Genomic DNA, 16,414 nt, shown 5'->3' with positions numbered 1-16,414 from the left:
AGTGTTTAATTGATTGTCCCAGCCTCTTTTTCTGTCTAATGAAGGATCATTTGCTTGAACTCAACATCGTCTGCACTTAACCCTAATTTAGTTACAAAAAGCACGGCTTCAGATAGGTCTTCTACTGGGTATTGGGTAAGACAGATATTAGACGCCTGTTCTAGATTTACTTGAAAGTATTTGTCTTGTTCGAGATCATTTTTTAATTCATAAAGAATATTTAATACTGCTTCATCTTTTTCAAATGTTACATAGCCATCTCGCTCATTAAAATAAGCAATTAGAGGAATTTGAGTATGTGGATGAACAATATGAGCTTTATATACATTCATAACAGCTCCCCCTTTTCACTACGATTATCTTAAATCAAACAAACAGAACTATCCCTTTACCCCTTCCCCGGTTATGTATAAATAAACCATACTTTTTCACATTATTAAATATACCAGCTCTTTTCCCCTCTTGAAAAGAGAATGATTGTTTTCTATCTTTGCTTTTTATTAAGGGAATCAGTTCACTCCCATATTCTACTATAAGTTCACATATTATTTTCAGAAAATTTTATTTTATGTTATAATTCTGTAATGTAGAGTCCTTGAATTATTTACATATGGCTCTTCTAAATAAAAAGGGGGAATTTGATGAAGAAAAGTTATTGGAAATCAGTAGTATTTGGCGGGCTGCTCCTTGTAGCTACTGCATGTGGCTCAGAGGACACGAGCAGTGAGGCTGATAACGGTGCAGCGGCTGAAGACGGAGAAAGAGAATCTTACGTTGTAGCAACAGATAATGCCTATGTCCCTTTTGAGTTTTTAGATGAAGAGACTGGGGAACTTGTTGGGTTTGACATTGATCTAATGACAGCTATTGCAGAAGAAGCAGGTTTTGATATTGAATTTGAAGCGATGGAGTTTGATGGAATCGTAGCAGGAATTGGTTCTGGACGCTTTGATATTGGGATTGCAGGTATGACCATTACAGAAGAGCGTAAAGAGAACATCGACTTCTCTCAGCCATACTATGATGCCGGTTTAATTGTTGCCGTTCATGCGGACAATGATGAAATCAACTCTGTAGATGACTTAGACGGAAAAGTAGTAGCCACTCGTACAGGCTCTACAAGTGAAACGTACATCCGTGAAAATACAGGAGGAACGCCAGAAGCATTTCCTCAAATTACAGAAGCATACCAGAATGTTATTCAGGGGCGTGCTGATGCTGTAATCTATGACATTCCAAACGTTCAGTATTATGCATCAACAGAAGGCGGAGGCCAGTTAAAAACAGTTGGTGAGGCGCTGACTGGTGAAGAATATGGGATTGCTTTCCCTAAAGGTTCAGAGCTTCGTGATATTGCAGATGAAGCCTTAACGACATTAAAAGAAAACGGAACTTATGCTGAGCTATATGAAAAATGGTTCGGCGAGCGTCCTGATGGAATGTAAGTAAGATCGAAGTGGCGTGACAACTGCGTGTCACGCCATTTTTCTTCTAATCTATCAAATAATAGCTGAAAAAAATTAAATTGAGGTGAGAACGTTGACTACATTCGCATTCATCAGTCCTCATTATATGAATGTCCTTCCTTACTTGCTTAAAGGACTCCAATTAACATTGCTCATCACTCTAGTTGGTGTTGCAATCGGTTTTGTCATCGGAGCCTTTATAGGACTTGCCAGAGTATCTAAAAACAAATTTATTTATGGACTTGCTACGGTGTATGTTGAGGTTATTCGAGGCACTCCCATCCTAGTGCAAATTTTATTTATCTATTTCGGTTTTCCGGATTTGCTCGGGATTACACTAGATAAAGTTACTGCCTCTATTATTGCGATCGCTTTAAATGCCGGAGCATATATTGCAGAAATTGTGCGTGGTTCTGTTGAGTCCATTGAAAAAGGCCAGCGGGAAGCAGGACGCTCTCTTGGATTATCCTCTTCTCAAACGATGCGCTATATTATTTGGCCCCAGGCGTTAAGACGAATGATTCCACCGCTTGGAAATCAATTTATTATCAGTTTAAAAGATACATCCCTCTTCTCTGTTATCGCAGTGGGAGAATTATTATACCAAGGCCGACAATATGCCTCAGCAACATTTACATATTTTGAACCGTATTTAATGGTATGTGTGCTCTATTTAATGATTACCATTCCAGCGAGTGTGTTTTTACGTCGAGTTGAACGGAGGTTGGACCGCTGATGATTCAAGTAAAAGATCTACGTAAATCATTTGGAGAAACAGAAGTATTGAAAGGGATCACTACAGAAATTCATGAAAAAGAAGTGGTCTGTGTCATTGGCCCTTCAGGTTCTGGTAAAAGTACGTTCTTACGTTGTTTAAATTTATTAGAAGACGTTACCTCAGGCGATGTTATCGTTGATGGCAGCAATTTAATCGATCCAAAAGTAAACATTAACGATGTTCGCTCTAGAGTAGGTATGGTGTTTCAGCACTTTAATCTTTTCCCACATATGTCGGTGCTTGATAATGTAACCCTTGCGCCTATCAAAGTAAAAGGCCTCTCAAAAGCTGAAGCAGAGCGCGCAGCTAAGCCTTTATTAGACAAAGTTGGACTAGGAGAAAAAGCCAACGTCTATCCAAACAGCCTGTCTGGGGGGCAAAAACAGCGAGTAGCGATTGCCCGCGCCCTAGCGATGAACCCAAAAATTATGTTATTCGATGAACCTACCTCTGCACTCGATCCAGAACTTGTTGGAGAAGTGCTTGAGGTTATGAAAGAGCTTGCAGAAGAAGGCATGACAATGGTAGTTGTCACTCACGAAATGGGCTTCGCCAAAGAAGTCAGCGACCGAGTCTTCTTCATTGATGAAGGAATTTTCATGGAAGAAGGAGAACCAACCCAAATATTCGAAGACCCCAAACACCCAAGACTAAAATCATTTCTAAGCAAGGTGTTGTAGGAAAAGCTGAATTGGCTGTTTAGGTCTAAGGAGGCTGGAGCTTTGACAATGAGAAGCGCTTTTTGCTTCGTTTGGCAAAGTGAAGCCGACGATGACCTAGCCAATGAAGCTAGACAGTAGGAAAAGCTGAGAAAAAATAATGGAGCTGTCCCAGCGGGCAGCTCCTTTCAATATGATTGACGCAATAGTCAGCGAAAATACAGCAATTCAGCTTATCCCTGAAGTATATCACGGCAGAATAGACGCAATTACATGAGATCGACGCAATTAACTCTTCAACTCACGCAATAACTACAAACACCCACGCAATAAGCTCTTTGACTGATGCATTAACTGCCTGAAATTATACAATTTGAGCCTAATGTCCAGCTGATCGCTCTCTCTTCTTACTTCTTTATCATTTGATCAATAAAGCGCATTAACATATACGGAGTAACATCTGTAAAAAACGGCAGGTGCAGCCGCTCCGTACGTTTATGTGCATCTTTTCCATACGGCCCAATATTCACAGTAGCCATTTGTAAACTCTGTATGGCGGTGATCGGCAAATCATATCCATTTGATAAGGCAGGCATTTCTCGCTCAAGGGTTTGTTTAACTTTTAAGTCCTTATCCATTTTCCCATAGCTAACATCAGACAGGCCCGGGAAATAATGCATTCTGCTAATGTTCTCTCCAAATGTTTCTTCTGTCCACTTTTGCAGCTCTCCTACCTCATAAAGCAATGCTGCTTCATCCGCATTTTTCTCTTCTAATCTTACCGAAGGATAAAATGGCGGCGCGAGCATGACTAAATAGAAAGGCGCAAGGTCAACAAAATAGTCTCCAACTTCTTTTGCAAGGGCAATGGTGACATCTCGTGTGTCACCTCCATTTTGATATACACGCTTTGAAATGCTCTCTAATTGACCTGTGAAAGATTCACCGTATAAAGCTGTTCCTCTCTCTTTAAGTTCTCCGTACGTATAAACAGAAACAGCAGGGTGCTGACGCTTCACTTTATACGTTTGATAACGGCCGCTTAGTCTTTGATTAATTTTATCCGCAGACTCAGATACAACCTCGTTCACTTCATTTAGTACATCCTGTACGGTTTTCGTATAGGTCAAAATATTAAATGTTGCATAGGCAAATGTAGGAGTTTGCACATTGTACTCATACTTCAAATCAGCAAGACGCAGCACGGTTGGCGGGGGAACGATCTCCTCCCCGCTTTGTTCATAAAAACGGTCAGATAACTCCATCTCAGAAACTACCTCTGAGATCATCCAAGATGCATTCACTCCAGCAAGCGGTTCACCAACATGCGTCTCAAGTCCAACCGCACAAACAAGCGGCAGCATTTTACCAACTGAGCCAGTATAGACATATTTAGATTGATCCCCAGGAAAGCTCGTGAAGCTAGGCTCTGAACAAATCCCGACCATTTGATCATATCCTTTTGTTTGCTTCAGCTCAGCTAACCACTCAACAGCCGCAAGCATTCCTTCTGAGTTTCTTTCTTCATCTGGAGTTGCAAGCAAAATAAGATTAATTGGTTTCCGATTCTCAATCGCATCACTCATAACGGCCAGCTGGACTGCTAGACCGGCTTTCATATCCATTACTCCACGTCCAAAAAGCCATTCTCCAGTTGCTAAGTCTGTTGCTGCATCTTCTGTGAGATCTTCCAGCTGCTCTAATTGCTTCGTATATCTGTGGTGATCAAAGGCTAGATCTTTATATTGACCGAAATCATCCACCCCTACCACATCAAAATGACTTAATAGAACGTAAGCCGACGAATCATTTGGATTGCCTTCATAAACTGCTGTTACGCTAAAACGATTCCAATGGTCATCCTTAATAGGAATTCTGCAAACAGCCTCTGGATGTGCTTTGAAGTATTCAATTTGGTTTACAAGCTCTTCTATCTTCTCTCCCATTTCTACTTCTTTAGACGTTCCCACGACACTTTCTACTGCAGTAAGCTCTCCAAGTAAATGAATGAGCTTCTCTGTTGAATTCCAATTACCTTTCATATTCCCTTTCATATTCCGATTCATCGCACCACCTCATTTCAAAGCTTGCATGTCAATCTACATTAGCTTTTCACATGTCTTTATGTCAGAATATCATAACTATTCAATCTTTCCTATGTATCCTTTTTAATTAACTGCAAACCCTATGGTAAAATAATGAAAAGTTAATGGAGGAGAGGATAAGAATGAATTACTTAATTATCACAGGCGGGACAAGAGGTTTAGGAGAAGAGATTGTGAAATCATTTGCCAAAGAAGATACTCATATTATTAGTATTGCACGAGGAGAGAATCAAGAGCTTCAAGCATTAGTTGAAGATAGAGGCGGAAAGTTCACACCTATTCAATTTGATCTTGCGGATATAGAGAAAGTGGAAAATTTAATGGAAGAAGTATTTCATCGTATCGATAAAAAGAGTGCTAAGAGCATCCATCTTGTTAACAACGCTGGCATTGTTGCTCCTATTAAGCCGATAGAAAGATGTGAAGCCGAAGAGATCATCAAAAGCCAGCATGTAAATTTAGTAGCACCGATGCTGATGATTTCATCGTTTTGCAAGATGACTGCATCACTTCATTGTGAAAAACGAGTGATTAATGTGTCCTCAGGGGCAGCTAAGCGACCTATCTTTGGATGGAGCAGCTATGGAAGTTCTAAGGCTGGGTTAGACTTATTTAGTCAAGGGGCAGCGCTTGATCAAGAAAAGACAGAGCATCCAGTCAAAGTGCTTTCGTTCTATCCAGGAATTATGGACACCGACATGCAAGCAGAAATCCGTTCTTCAGCAAAAAAAGATTTTATTAACGTTGAAACATTCCAGAACTATAAAGAAGAAGGAAAGCTCCTTTCACCGAAACAGGTGGCTGAGGTGGTCGTTCAGCTGTTAGAGACTGATTCTTTTCCTAATGGAGAAGTAGTAGCGGTTCAAGATTATCTATAATAAAGAAGGATCAGTCTCTATTACGGACTGATCCTCTATATTTGAAGTGACGCATTCTTAATTTAACAGACGAAAACTTAAGGTACTTCATGGCCCATTGAACTGTGCAAAATCTCAAACCATTGATCTAAGTTCAGTTCAATCTCTGCCGCTGCAGCTGCCCCTTGAATCCGTTCGATATTTCCTGATCCAATGATCGGCATGATCTTTGCTGGGTGCTTCAACAGCCATGCATAAGCGACTTGATCCATAGAGGCTGCCCCTGTCTCTTGTTGGATCTTTGTTAATGATTCTCGCAGTCTAATACTCTTATCATCTTCTCCTGTAAATAGCTTCCCTCCTGCAAGAGGTGACCAAGCCATAGGAGCTATGCGCTCACGCAGACAAACATTCAGTGTCCCATCATGAATATTTTCAAGTTCATAAGGAGAAACTTCAATTTGATTTGTTACCAGTTTTTCATCTAGATATGATTGCAGCATCGACAACTGATGATCCTTGAAGTTAGATACTCCGAATGCTCTTACTTTCCCTTCTTTCTTTAGCTGAGTGAATGCACGAGCAACTTCACTAGGGTCCATCATTGGGTCAGGACGATGAATAAGTAAGACATCAATATAGTCCGTATGTAAATTGGCCAGGGATCTTTCTGCCGACTGAATAATATGTTTTTTTGACGTAATATAATGGTGGGAACGATGCTCTGGACGATTTTCAGACTCCAGTACAATGCCACATTTTGTAACAATCTCCATTTTCTCGCGGATTGATGGCATGAGAGCTAAAGCTTCTCCAAAACGTTCCTCACATGTGTAGCTCCCATAAATATCAGCATGGTCAAACGTTGTAATGCCTGTTTCTATTGCTTCGTTAATTAAAGAGAGAGTCTCTTGTTTTGTATAATTCCAATCTGATAAACGCCATAACCCATGTACAAAGCGGGAAAATGACAGGTCTTCTGTTAGTTGGATACGCTCCATTACTAACACCTCCATTTCTTTTATTGCCTCATTATATCGTGTTTACCCTACTTAGAAAATGATTTCTCCTTTGTACGCCACAAGCATGAATATCTATCCGCTCCGTAACATACATAATGATGTAGTGCCTTTTCAAAAAAATCTATTCAACTTAGAAATGAGGCGATAAGATGTCACAACCTGTTCAACCTCTTAAAAACGCTGGACTGGCGGCTGTATTAAGCGCACTCTGGTGTGGACTTGGGCAGATTTACAATGGACAAATCGGTAAAGGGCTCTTATTTATGTTTATTCAATTTATTAATGCGCTGCTTTGTTTCGTCGTTATCGGTTTTATCACTTATCCTATTATGTGGATTTGGGGTATGGTCGATGCTTACAGACAGGCTGAAGAGTTAAACAAACAGCAAAATGTGATTCAAGCAGATGCTTAGCTAATAAAAAATCCTCTATGCTGCATATGGCATAGAGGATTTTTTTGCTATGGTGTCAGCATCAAATGCTTACTTTTGGTTTGGTATTCTTCAGGGTTGAGCAATGTTTTGTGATAGCCTGCTTGTGTCCAATCTTTTATTTGGTTGTGGTACCAAGGGCTTCTGACATGACCTGATTGACCAGGGCCAACTACATGCTCACTTCTAGATAAATCTGAAAGATCCATAACCCCTCTCCAGCCTGCACCATTTGTAACATTTCCGGTTTCAGCATTCCAACTTGCCGCCATCACCGTGACGCGACTTCCGCTCATTGGCGTGGGCTCGCTATTAAATAATAGATGAAGAGGAGCTACACTAGAGAGCGGATGAGCAAATGCGACCGAATGAAACTCTCCCCAATTCCAATCATTTGCATCACGACCTTGCAGCCGAACAATTCGATTCGTTGTCTCTTGTAAGGATGTCAACAACAACTGATCAATTCCGCCTTGTGCTTCGATCCATTCACTTCTCTCTCCGCGGTCTGCTCGCCTGATTAATTCATCTACTGCACCAGCACGATTATCAAAAAGCTCCATCATTGATTCATCAATTCGATCTTTAAAGAGCTCATCAGAAATTTGCTGCATCCATAAATGAAAAATGAGCGGCGCCCCTAAATCTTTATGGTCTTTAAAATCCCACTCGCGAAGAAGTTTTAATGCCTGTTGATCTTCATCCCTTAACTCTGCAGAATCTTCTACACTATTTAATAATATTGGGAGCATTTCTTCTGCTTGTAAATTATGAATATCATTCTGCAGCAGTTTCATATCTTCTGTCGTAAATGTATCTCCGCTTCCAAGCACATCATATATTCGCTGCTGTCTAAACGGCTGAGCCCATGTGTGAGTGATATGATATGGGTAATCATCATTTACAATCTTATTGTTGGCCGTTGCAATAAATCCTTGTTCAGGATTAACCACAGTCGGCAGCTCCTCCCATGGGATAAAGCCTTCCCATTCATACTCCCCAGTCCAGCCAGGCACAGGAATTAAGCTGTCTCCTTTAGAGCGGATAGGAATTAAGCCGTTTGCACGATAAGCAATCGTCCCGTTAACATCTGCAAAGACAAAATTTTGTGCCGGTGTATGAAAGGATTCAAGTGCCTCGCTAAAGCTGTCCCAATCAGTTGCTTTATTAAACTTCAACACAGCCTCTAATTCAGGTGATGGGAGATGAGCTGTCCACCTTAGGGCAAGGGCATATTCATCATCGTCATCATAGGCGAATTCTGAAATGATCGGGCCATGTCTTGTTTCAACGACTTCATAATGAACATCTTCCTCGTCTTTTACTTTAATCAGCTCATCATATACCGTTGCTTCCTCCCACTCTCCCATATACTCAAATAAGTAAGCGTTCTCATCATGCCTTCTTTCGATATAAAGATCCTGCACATCAGGACCTACGTTTGTAACGCCCCAAGCAATAATTTCGTTATGACCTAAAATAATGCCTGGAACCCCTGCAAAAATAACGCCAGTCACATTTTGTTCAGGTGACTGCAGGTGAGTTTCATACCAAATGGCTGGTGTCGCTAATCCTAAATGTGGATCATCAGCTAGAATCGGCATCCCCGTCTCGGTCTTATCTCCGCTTAGAACCCAGTTATTACTCCCGTTAAAAGGATCGGGAATGACAGCTGCGAGAAAACGATCGGTTAACTCAAGCTTATGTGCTTTTAACTCCTCAATGACGAGCGCCCCATCGTCAGGATAGCTAGGAAACAATTCAAGTGCTTCATCCTCTGAAAATTTTTGCGCTAAATAATATCTAAATGCTTGGCCTTCCCAATGTCCCCCTAAATCAAACGCCATATATTTTCCGATTGTTAAAGAATCTGTCTCTGACCATTCCTCCGGTTCATAACCTAAGATTCGAAACTCAATTGGCATGGTACCCTTTTCTTTCGCTTCACGAATAAATGCATTAACACCGATCGCATAGGCGCTAAGCACCTCTTTCGCTTCATCTGAATATAATTCTGCTGATGCCTCTGCTGCCCTTCTTAAGCCAAATGAGCGAAAAAATTTATCCGTATCAAGAGCCGCTTCACCTATCACTTCACTTAACATACCTGAAGCTTGTCTACGGCTTAAGTCCATTTGAAATAATCTATCTTGAGCTGTCACATATCCTTGAGCAATATAGAGATCCTTCTCATTTTCAGCTTCAATATGAGGAACCCCCATCTCGTCTCGCCATACAGATACCGGCATATCAAGAGCTTCTAGAGTGACCTCCCCCTCGATTGTCGGGAGCGGCTTAACAACCTGCATGTATAACCAGCTCCCCGCCCCAATGAGTACAATGAACAATACAGCTGCTGTAATTCCTACAATTTTAGGCCATTTTTTCTTTGTCCTAACCGCTTGATCCCCAACCCCCGTCTGAATCGCCAATGGAATCCCCCTTTATTCGTTTATACATACTTATTCCCAGTCAGAACACGATAATCCTTTTTCCTAACAGGACTTTTTTATCAGGAAATAAAATAGCAGCCAGGAATATATGATCCTGGCTGCTATTGATTATGATTTTGATAACACCGTAACACTCTCAACCTGCGCCGTCCATGGAAACATGTCGACTGGCTGAATATTATCTACCTTATATCCTTTTGTTCTCAAGTACTCAACATCTTTGGCAAGAGTAGACGGATTACAGGATACATAGACCACTCTTTTGGGTTTAACACCCGTAATAGTACGAAGCAACGTCTCGTCACAGCCTGTTCTTGGTGGGTCTACTACGACCACATCTGGCTTCCATCCTTCTTTCACCCACTTAGGCAGCCATTCTTCAGCCGTTCCTACCTCGTACGTAAAATGATCATAACCATGCTTATCGGCATTCACTCTTGCGTCGATAATAGAAGCTTCAATCACATCCATGCCTCGAACTTCTTCTGCCCCATCAGCAAGCCATAAGCCGATTGTCCCAACTCCGCAATACGCGTCAACCACTTTTTCCGTCCCGGTTAACTTCGCTGCACGCTTTGCTTCATTATATAGTTTAACGGTTTGAATAGGGTTCAATTGAAAGAACGCTCTCGCTGACAATTCAAATGAAATATCTCCAAGTTTCTCTTCAATTACTTCTTCCCCATCTAGGTGGACGGTTTCTTCTCCAAAAATAAGCGACGTCTTGTTGCCGTTAATATTCTGCATAAGCGAATTCACTTCAGGAAGGCGCTTCTTAATCTCTTCAATCAATACATTCTGTCTTGGAATTTCCTTTTCATTCGTCACTAATACGACCTGTACATGACCTGTTTCAAATCCAACACGGGTAACGATTGTGCGAATAAGCCCTGTATGCTTGCGCTCATCATAAATAGAGACGTTTAAATCAGATAAAATCTGTTTCATTACTCTCGTTACTTTATTTGTTGCTTTATGCTGCACCATACAGGCTGATAAATCGATTACCTTATGGGAATTCATCGCATAAAGTCCAGCAATGACACGACCGCCCTTTTTAGCAACTTGCAGCTGGCTTTTATTTCGGTAGTACCAAGGGTCTTCCATGCCAATTGTCGGCTGAATAACCTGCTTCTCCATATTAAGCTTTGTATGACGTTCAAAAGCTTGTCTGATAATATCTTGCTTGCTTACAAGCGTAGCCTGATATTCCATATGCTGCAGCTGACAGCCGCCGCATTGATCATAGATCGGGCAAGGTGGCTCAATTCGTTCCTTAGATTTCTTTCTGATCTTCGAAATCTTAGCTTCTGTGAACCTAGCACCTGCCTTTGTCACTTCGCCGACTATTTCCTCACCTGGTAATGCTCCTGGTACAAAGACAACCTTACGTTTAAAATAGCCGACTCCTTCCCCGTTAATGCCAAGGCGCTTGATGGTTAAAGGAATTTTCTGGCCCACTTTTAACTCAACAGACTGCTTTTCATCACGGGCTTTTGTATTTCGTTTATATGGCTGTTTCATTTTATCAACTCCGTCCTCATTTCCGGCTCCTATTATAGCATGTATCGTACATTCTTCCTAAACTTACTAGGTCGCTCCTGTTTCATCTCTGTTAGAATAAGTTAAGGAAACACTTAGTGGAGGAGAGATTGTTCGTGTCTATACCAACAGATGTTGCATCCTTACAAATCATGGCTCACGTGTACAAGCGTGCGAGTCTTCAATCGATTTTTAATAAAACGGTGGAAAGCCTTGTTGAACAAGTTCCATATATCGATTGGGTAGGGATCTATATGTATGAAAACTTAAATCACAAGCTTGTAGCCGCTTCCTGCTTAGAAGACGACCTAAAATGGGAATGTAACGGAGAATTAAAATTCCCAATTAAAAATGCAGCAGGAGAAGAAACAGGAATGATGATCGTTCGCAGCCGTCAGCCAATAGCATTTGACGTGACGGATGTATCAACTTTAGAAACTATCGCTTCAGCTATCGGACAAGAAAGTCTTGTCAGTTAATAAAATCCCCGTCAATGACGGGGATTTTTTGTGCGTTGATTTTTTCTCATGCTAGAAAGATCCGCTTTTCTTATTGTCTAGCTGCTGCTCCTTGTCCTGCGGGAAATAACGGTGCATCGAATGAAGACAAAGAACATCTTCATATCGCTCCCCCTAATATTTCCGCATGCCAAACCAGTCGCCTCCGCTTTTCTTATTGTCCAGCTCCTTGATTCAGATTATCGGTGCCTTCACTTTGCCAAACGAAGCAAAAAACGCTTCTTATCGGCAAACCTCCAGCCTCCTCCTATCTAAACGAATCAATCCGCTTTTCTTTGTCCAGCTTCAGCTCCTTGTTCTGCGGGAAATAACGGTGCATCGAATGAAGACAAAGAACATCTTCATATCGCTCCCCCTAATATTTCCGCATGCCAAACCAGTTGCCTCCGCTTTTCTTATGGAAATGGGAGTTGTTCGATTTTTTGGCTGAACATGTAGTCATCTAGGCTTTTGAAGGTGTAGCCTTGTTTTCTAGCCTCATCGATTACTTTTGGCAGAGCTTCTGCATTGTCACTAGAAATAGAGTGTATCAGCATGATGGCTCCTGGATGAATTCGTTTCATGATTTGATCATATGCGTACTGTCCGCCTTTTTGATTATTCACTTCCCAATCTTTATAGGCCATGGACCAAAATACATTGGTGTAGCCTAATTTGGCAGATAAGGCTAACGAACGTTCGCTGAATTGTCCTCGAGGAGGTCTGAGGTAATTCATCTCTTTTTCGCCTGTGAGTTCTGTAAATCTGTTTTTTACCTTAGTTAACTCTTCCATCAATCTTCCCTCACCGATTTCAGGAAGACTTGGATGATGCCAAGAGTGATTACCGACAATATGGCCCTCATTGACCATTCTCACTACAAGGTCTGATGCAGAATCTAAGTAATGACCGGTGACAAAAAACGCAGCTGGTACTTCTTTTTCTTTTAACACATCTAAAATCTTTTCTGTGTATCCATTTTCATACCCATTATCAAAAGTTAAGTACAGTTCTTTTTTCGTTGTATCCCCAATAAAGAAGCCTCCTGTATCTTCGAGCATTTGAATATATAGAGACTCGGTTGTAACAGGCTTATTATCTTTTGCAGGTTTGAAGCTCCAGTTATACGTTTTGGAGTCGTAAGCATGAATGCCGCCTGCTGTTATGTTGAAACAAACGAAGAAAAGAAAGAGGAGGACTGTTGTTTTTTTGATCATGATGTATCATACTCCCTCACTTTTTTCTTAGTTTGTCACTAGTGCAGTGCAATATGTATTCTTTTCATTGATTAGACAATATGAGGAAGGATGTATTGTAGATGATCAGGGACTTGGCTTACGAAACTTGTACAGTGACTGAACTGCACTTGATTGTATTTTTTCACACTGTTTATGCGCCTGTTGATAAGCTGATTGCGTGGGTATGAAATGTCATTGTGTTATTTGCTGGTCTTATTGCGCCAATTATACACTATTGCCTCCTTTCAAGCCCGATATGTGTCGTTGTTGATCATAATTAGATCTTTTAAAGGAAGAATTGCATCACTTCAGAAACGAGGAAAAAGCTGCCTCGTACAAGGCAGCTTCATGTTCAACAATTACTTATTTAAATACCGGCTCTTTAAATTCAGCTAATTTTTCAAGTGAAGATTTATCTACATCAGCATGCAGACTGTTGCCGTGTGAATCCATCGTTACGATTGCAGCAAACCCTTCTACTTCTAGGTGCCACATCGCTTCTGGAATTCCAAATTCCATTAAGTCTACCCCTTTTACTTCTTTGATACAGTCAGCATAATACTGAGCCGCACCGCCAATGGCATTTAAGTAGACGCCGCCATGCTCCTCTAGAGCTTTAAGCGTCTTAGGTCCCATACCGCCTTTACCCATTACTGCTCGGATACCAAATTTCTTCATGATATCACCTTGATAAGGCTCTTCGCGAATACTTGTCGTAGGACCGGCCGCTTTCACATGCCAGTTTCCTTCTTCGTCCTTAAGCATTACTGGTCCACAGTGGTAAATAATTTGTCCGTTCAAATCAATTGGTGCATCATGATCCATTAAGTGATGGTGAATCGCATCACGGCCTGTATGCATCATTCCGTTAATAATGACAACATCTCCGACTTTAAGATCACGAATTTGTTCTTCTGTGATTGGTGCTTCAAGGACCACTTCACGTGTTTTTTCCTGTACTTCGGCAGCTGCTGCGATTTCTTTGCTCGCCGTGTTTAGGTCAACTGTTTCGCCATCTTTGTATAACCACTCTTTAATATCACCAGTTGATTGATCAATAACTACACCTAAACGGCGATATGCCCAGCAGTTGTACGCTACGGATACAAAGAAGCTTGCTGGTAAGCGGTTCATTGCTCCAATTTTACAGCCGAGTAATGTCGCTTCTCCGCCGAATCCCATTGTTCCAATACCAAGTTTATTCGCATTTTCCATTACATAATCTTCAAGCTTCTTAAGGTCTTCAACCGGGTTTACATCATCTACTGTGCGGAATAATTGCTCCTTAGCTAAGGAATAACTCGTCGTACGATCGCCGCCAATTCCAACACCAATGAAGCCCGCACTACAGCCTTGTCCTTGTGCTTGGTAGACAGAGTGCATGATACATTTGCGAATACCATCAAGGTCACGTCCAGCACGGCCGAGCCCTTCTAACTCCGCTGGCAAGCTGTACTGTACATTTTTATTTTCACAGCCGCCGCCCTTTAAGATCAAGCGAACATCAATCACATCTTCTTCCCATTGAGAAAAATGAATAACCGGTGTCCCGCCGCCTAGGTTGTTGCCGCTGTTTTTACCTGTTAAGGAATCAACAGAGTTCGGACGAAGCTTTCCATCAGCTGTTGCTTGCTCCATTGCTTTATGAATGGCTTTTTTAATTTCAATTTGATTTACGCCTACAGGAGTTTTAATTTCAAACGTAGGCATACCTGTGTCCTGACAAATAGGTGACACTTTCTCATCTGCCATTTCAATATTCTCTGTAATTGTTGATAAAGAAAGTGCTGCTCTTGTGCCTGCATTCTCTTGTGCTTTTGCCTTAGCAATCGCACGACGTACATCATTCGGTAAGTTTGTTGATGTTTCCACGATTAATTCATACATGCTTTGTTGCAATTTCTCCACTTCTGCCAGCTCCTTTTCCGCTCTTCTCTATGTTCTTCGTCTTCTATTATACTGCTAGTCTAAACATTCCGAAAGACCAAATTGAAAGCGTCTACAGAAGAGAAAACAAAAAAGGACCCCCCATAGGGAGTCCTCTATATTGTACTTCAGTTATTACTTCTGTACGTTTGCAGCTTGAGGTCCGCGAGCGCCTTGCTCGATTTCAAATGAAACAGCTTGACCTTCTTCAAGTGATTTGAAACCTTCACCTTGGATAGCTGAGAAGTGTACGAATACGTCGTCTCCACCTTCAACTTCGATGAAACCGAAACCTTTTTCTGCGTTGAACCATTTAACTGTACCTTGTGTCATGAAAATTCCTCCATCGTGGATTACCCACATATTATTACTACTCTTGCTCATGTAATCCAATAGAAGAAAACCACTTGTAAAAGAAAGGCTTAACTTTATCGAGATATCCGAACAAAAATAATGTAAGTTCATCATAACAGTTATGATGAAGAAAAGCAAATTTAAGTTGTAAGTTGTTCTAATTCTTCTTCAAAATAGAAAGTGTGGGGGTATTCTTTGACTGTGTAAGAGTAACGTTTCATGTTCGGCACATAACTGAATTTATTCACTGTGACCGTCTCTTTTAAAGATTTGAGTAAAACCTTTTCATTTGTATCAAATTTATTTTTTCGCACTATTTTTCCCACTTTCTATTTTTTAACGTCCTTCTATTGTCTCATAGTTATCTCACTTGTAAACCATCAAAAAAAGGGAGCAACTAAAAAGACGCTAGGGAACACTGCTCCTTAACGCCTTTTATGATAAAAATTATAATAAGCCCATTTTTTTTGAGGCCATTCCTTCCATCGATAAGTGATGATCACGATTAATATAATGGAATAAAGGCTTGCCCGGTCTGCTCAACTCGATATGTGAAATACTTGTATTCCCTATCTGAAACGGACGATGGAATTCTCCCCAATTATCCCCAATCATAAGGTACATGAGAAATATACTAATGAATCCGCCATGAGAAACGATGGCAACATGGTCATTTTTATGAGCTCTTTTCAATTGATCGACAACGTATTTACAACGTTCTGTCAGCTCGTGAACAGACTCTGTTCCAGCAATGCCTGAGGTTAGAATCGATGTCTCCCTCACTTTAGGAAAGTGTTCATAGATCTCCTCACGAGACAAACCTTGAAACGGACCTAAGTTTACTTCCCGAACTTTTTCCCACTTATGAACGGTAAGATCTTTTTCACTACCTATTGCAAGAGCTGTATCATGTGCACGTGTTAAGTCACTGCTGTATAGATAATCGAGTTGGATTCCTTGAAAAAAATCCCCAAGTTTTAACGCTTGTTTTTTTCCTATTTCTGAAAGAGGAAAATCACTCCAGCCTTGAATCTTACCTAATCGATTACCCTCTGATTCACCGTGACGGATTAAATAAAGATTCAT

The 16,414-nt window shown here is 41.0% G+C and carries 16 protein-coding genes; 6 read left to right on the top strand and 10 right to left on the bottom strand.

Going from position 1 to position 16,414, the window contains the following annotated elements; genetic code table 11:
* Window positions 1-35 precede the first annotated feature (35 nt).
* Complete coding sequence (locus tag PQ478_RS03055; RefSeq protein WP_022629899.1) at window positions 36-332, bottom strand: hypothetical protein; 297 nt, start codon at window positions 330-332, stop codon at window positions 36-38.
* A gap of 309 nt (window positions 333-641) precedes the next feature.
* Between PQ478_RS03055 and PQ478_RS03050 the strand changes: the two genes are divergently transcribed.
* The 3 genes from PQ478_RS03050 (at window position 642) to PQ478_RS03040 (ending at window position 2,924) form a co-directional block, all read left to right on the top strand.
* A complete protein-coding gene (locus PQ478_RS03050; protein ID WP_289235801.1) occupies window positions 642-1,445 on the top strand; it encodes a glutamine ABC transporter substrate-binding protein in 804 nt (267 codons plus the stop codon).
* Between the two features lie 127 nt (window positions 1,446-1,572).
* Window positions 1,573-2,202, top strand: coding sequence for an amino acid ABC transporter permease (locus tag PQ478_RS03045; protein WP_075684189.1), 630 nt, complete (start codon window positions 1,573-1,575; stop codon window positions 2,200-2,202).
* A complete protein-coding gene (locus PQ478_RS03040; protein ID WP_289235800.1) occupies window positions 2,202-2,924 on the top strand; it encodes an amino acid ABC transporter ATP-binding protein in 723 nt (240 codons plus the stop codon). The genes PQ478_RS03045 and PQ478_RS03040 overlap by 1 nt, the downstream gene beginning before the upstream one ends.
* 386 nt (window positions 2,925-3,310) lie before the next feature.
* Here the strand turns inward: PQ478_RS03040 and PQ478_RS03035 are convergent, their stop codons facing one another.
* Entirely contained in the window at window positions 3,311-4,969 is a 1,659-nt protein-coding gene (locus tag PQ478_RS03035; protein WP_289235799.1) for a M20/M25/M40 family metallo-hydrolase, read from the bottom strand.
* Between the two features lie 161 nt (window positions 4,970-5,130).
* Here PQ478_RS03035 and PQ478_RS03030 point away from each other — a divergent pair, with 161 nt between their 5' ends.
* Entirely contained in the window at window positions 5,131-5,886 is a 756-nt protein-coding gene (locus PQ478_RS03030) for a (S)-benzoin forming benzil reductase (RefSeq protein WP_289235798.1), read from the top strand.
* Window positions 5,887-5,963: 77 nt separating this feature from the next.
* Here PQ478_RS03030 and PQ478_RS03025 read toward each other — a convergent pair whose 3' ends face one another.
* Complete coding sequence (locus PQ478_RS03025; protein ID WP_289235797.1) at window positions 5,964-6,866, bottom strand: aldo/keto reductase; 903 nt, start codon at window positions 6,864-6,866, stop codon at window positions 5,964-5,966.
* 170 nt (window positions 6,867-7,036) lie between these two features.
* Here PQ478_RS03025 and PQ478_RS03020 point away from each other — a divergent pair, with 170 nt between their 5' ends.
* Window positions 7,037-7,300, top strand: a complete 264-nt coding sequence (locus tag PQ478_RS03020; RefSeq protein WP_289235796.1) for a hypothetical protein — start codon at window positions 7,037-7,039, stop codon at window positions 7,298-7,300.
* Between the two features lie 47 nt (window positions 7,301-7,347).
* On the opposite strand, the gene PQ478_RS03015 is transcribed toward PQ478_RS03020, so the two are convergent.
* Both PQ478_RS03015 and rlmD read right to left on the bottom strand, forming a co-directional pair.
* A complete protein-coding gene (locus PQ478_RS03015) occupies window positions 7,348-9,750 on the bottom strand; it encodes a penicillin acylase family protein (RefSeq protein ID WP_289235795.1) in 2,403 nt (800 codons plus the stop codon).
* A gap of 129 nt (window positions 9,751-9,879) precedes the next feature.
* Entirely contained in the window at window positions 9,880-11,295 is a 1,416-nt protein-coding gene (gene rlmD, locus PQ478_RS03010; RefSeq protein WP_289235794.1) for a 23S rRNA (uracil(1939)-C(5))-methyltransferase RlmD, read from the bottom strand.
* A 134-nt stretch (window positions 11,296-11,429) separates the two neighbouring features.
* On the opposite strand from rlmD, the gene PQ478_RS03005 reads away from it, so the two are divergent.
* On the top strand, window positions 11,430-11,792 hold the full coding sequence (locus PQ478_RS03005) for a hypothetical protein (protein ID WP_012957558.1): 363 nt from the start codon (window positions 11,430-11,432) through the stop codon (window positions 11,790-11,792).
* Window positions 11,793-12,226: 434 nt separating this feature from the next.
* On the opposite strand, the gene pdaA is transcribed toward PQ478_RS03005, so the two are convergent.
* The 5 genes from pdaA to PQ478_RS02980 form a co-directional block, all read right to left on the bottom strand.
* Entirely contained in the window at window positions 12,227-13,027 is an 801-nt protein-coding gene (gene pdaA, locus PQ478_RS03000; protein WP_289235793.1) for a delta-lactam-biosynthetic de-N-acetylase, read from the bottom strand.
* Window positions 13,028-13,411: 384 nt separating this feature from the next.
* Window positions 13,412-14,935 (bottom strand): fumarate hydratase, encoded by a 1,524-nt coding sequence (locus PQ478_RS02995; RefSeq protein ID WP_274378533.1) that lies wholly within the window; start codon window positions 14,933-14,935, stop codon window positions 13,412-13,414.
* Window positions 14,936-15,109: 174 nt separating this feature from the next.
* Complete coding sequence (locus PQ478_RS02990) at window positions 15,110-15,307, bottom strand: cold-shock protein (RefSeq protein ID WP_012957554.1); 198 nt, start codon at window positions 15,305-15,307, stop codon at window positions 15,110-15,112.
* Window positions 15,308-15,468: 161 nt separating this feature from the next.
* Entirely contained in the window at window positions 15,469-15,642 is a 174-nt protein-coding gene (locus tag PQ478_RS02985; protein ID WP_012957553.1) for a hypothetical protein, read from the bottom strand.
* 133 nt (window positions 15,643-15,775) lie between these two features.
* Entirely contained in the window at window positions 15,776-16,414 is a 639-nt protein-coding gene (locus PQ478_RS02980; RefSeq protein ID WP_289235792.1) for a histidine phosphatase family protein, read from the bottom strand.

This window comes from Alkalihalophilus pseudofirmus, from assembly GCF_029094545.1.
Lineage (GTDB): Bacteria > Bacillota > Bacilli > Bacillales > Bacillaceae_D > Alkalihalophilus > Alkalihalophilus pseudofirmus.
Note: the sequence above shows the minus strand (reverse complement) of the source record. Positions and strands in the feature narration are given on the sequence as shown.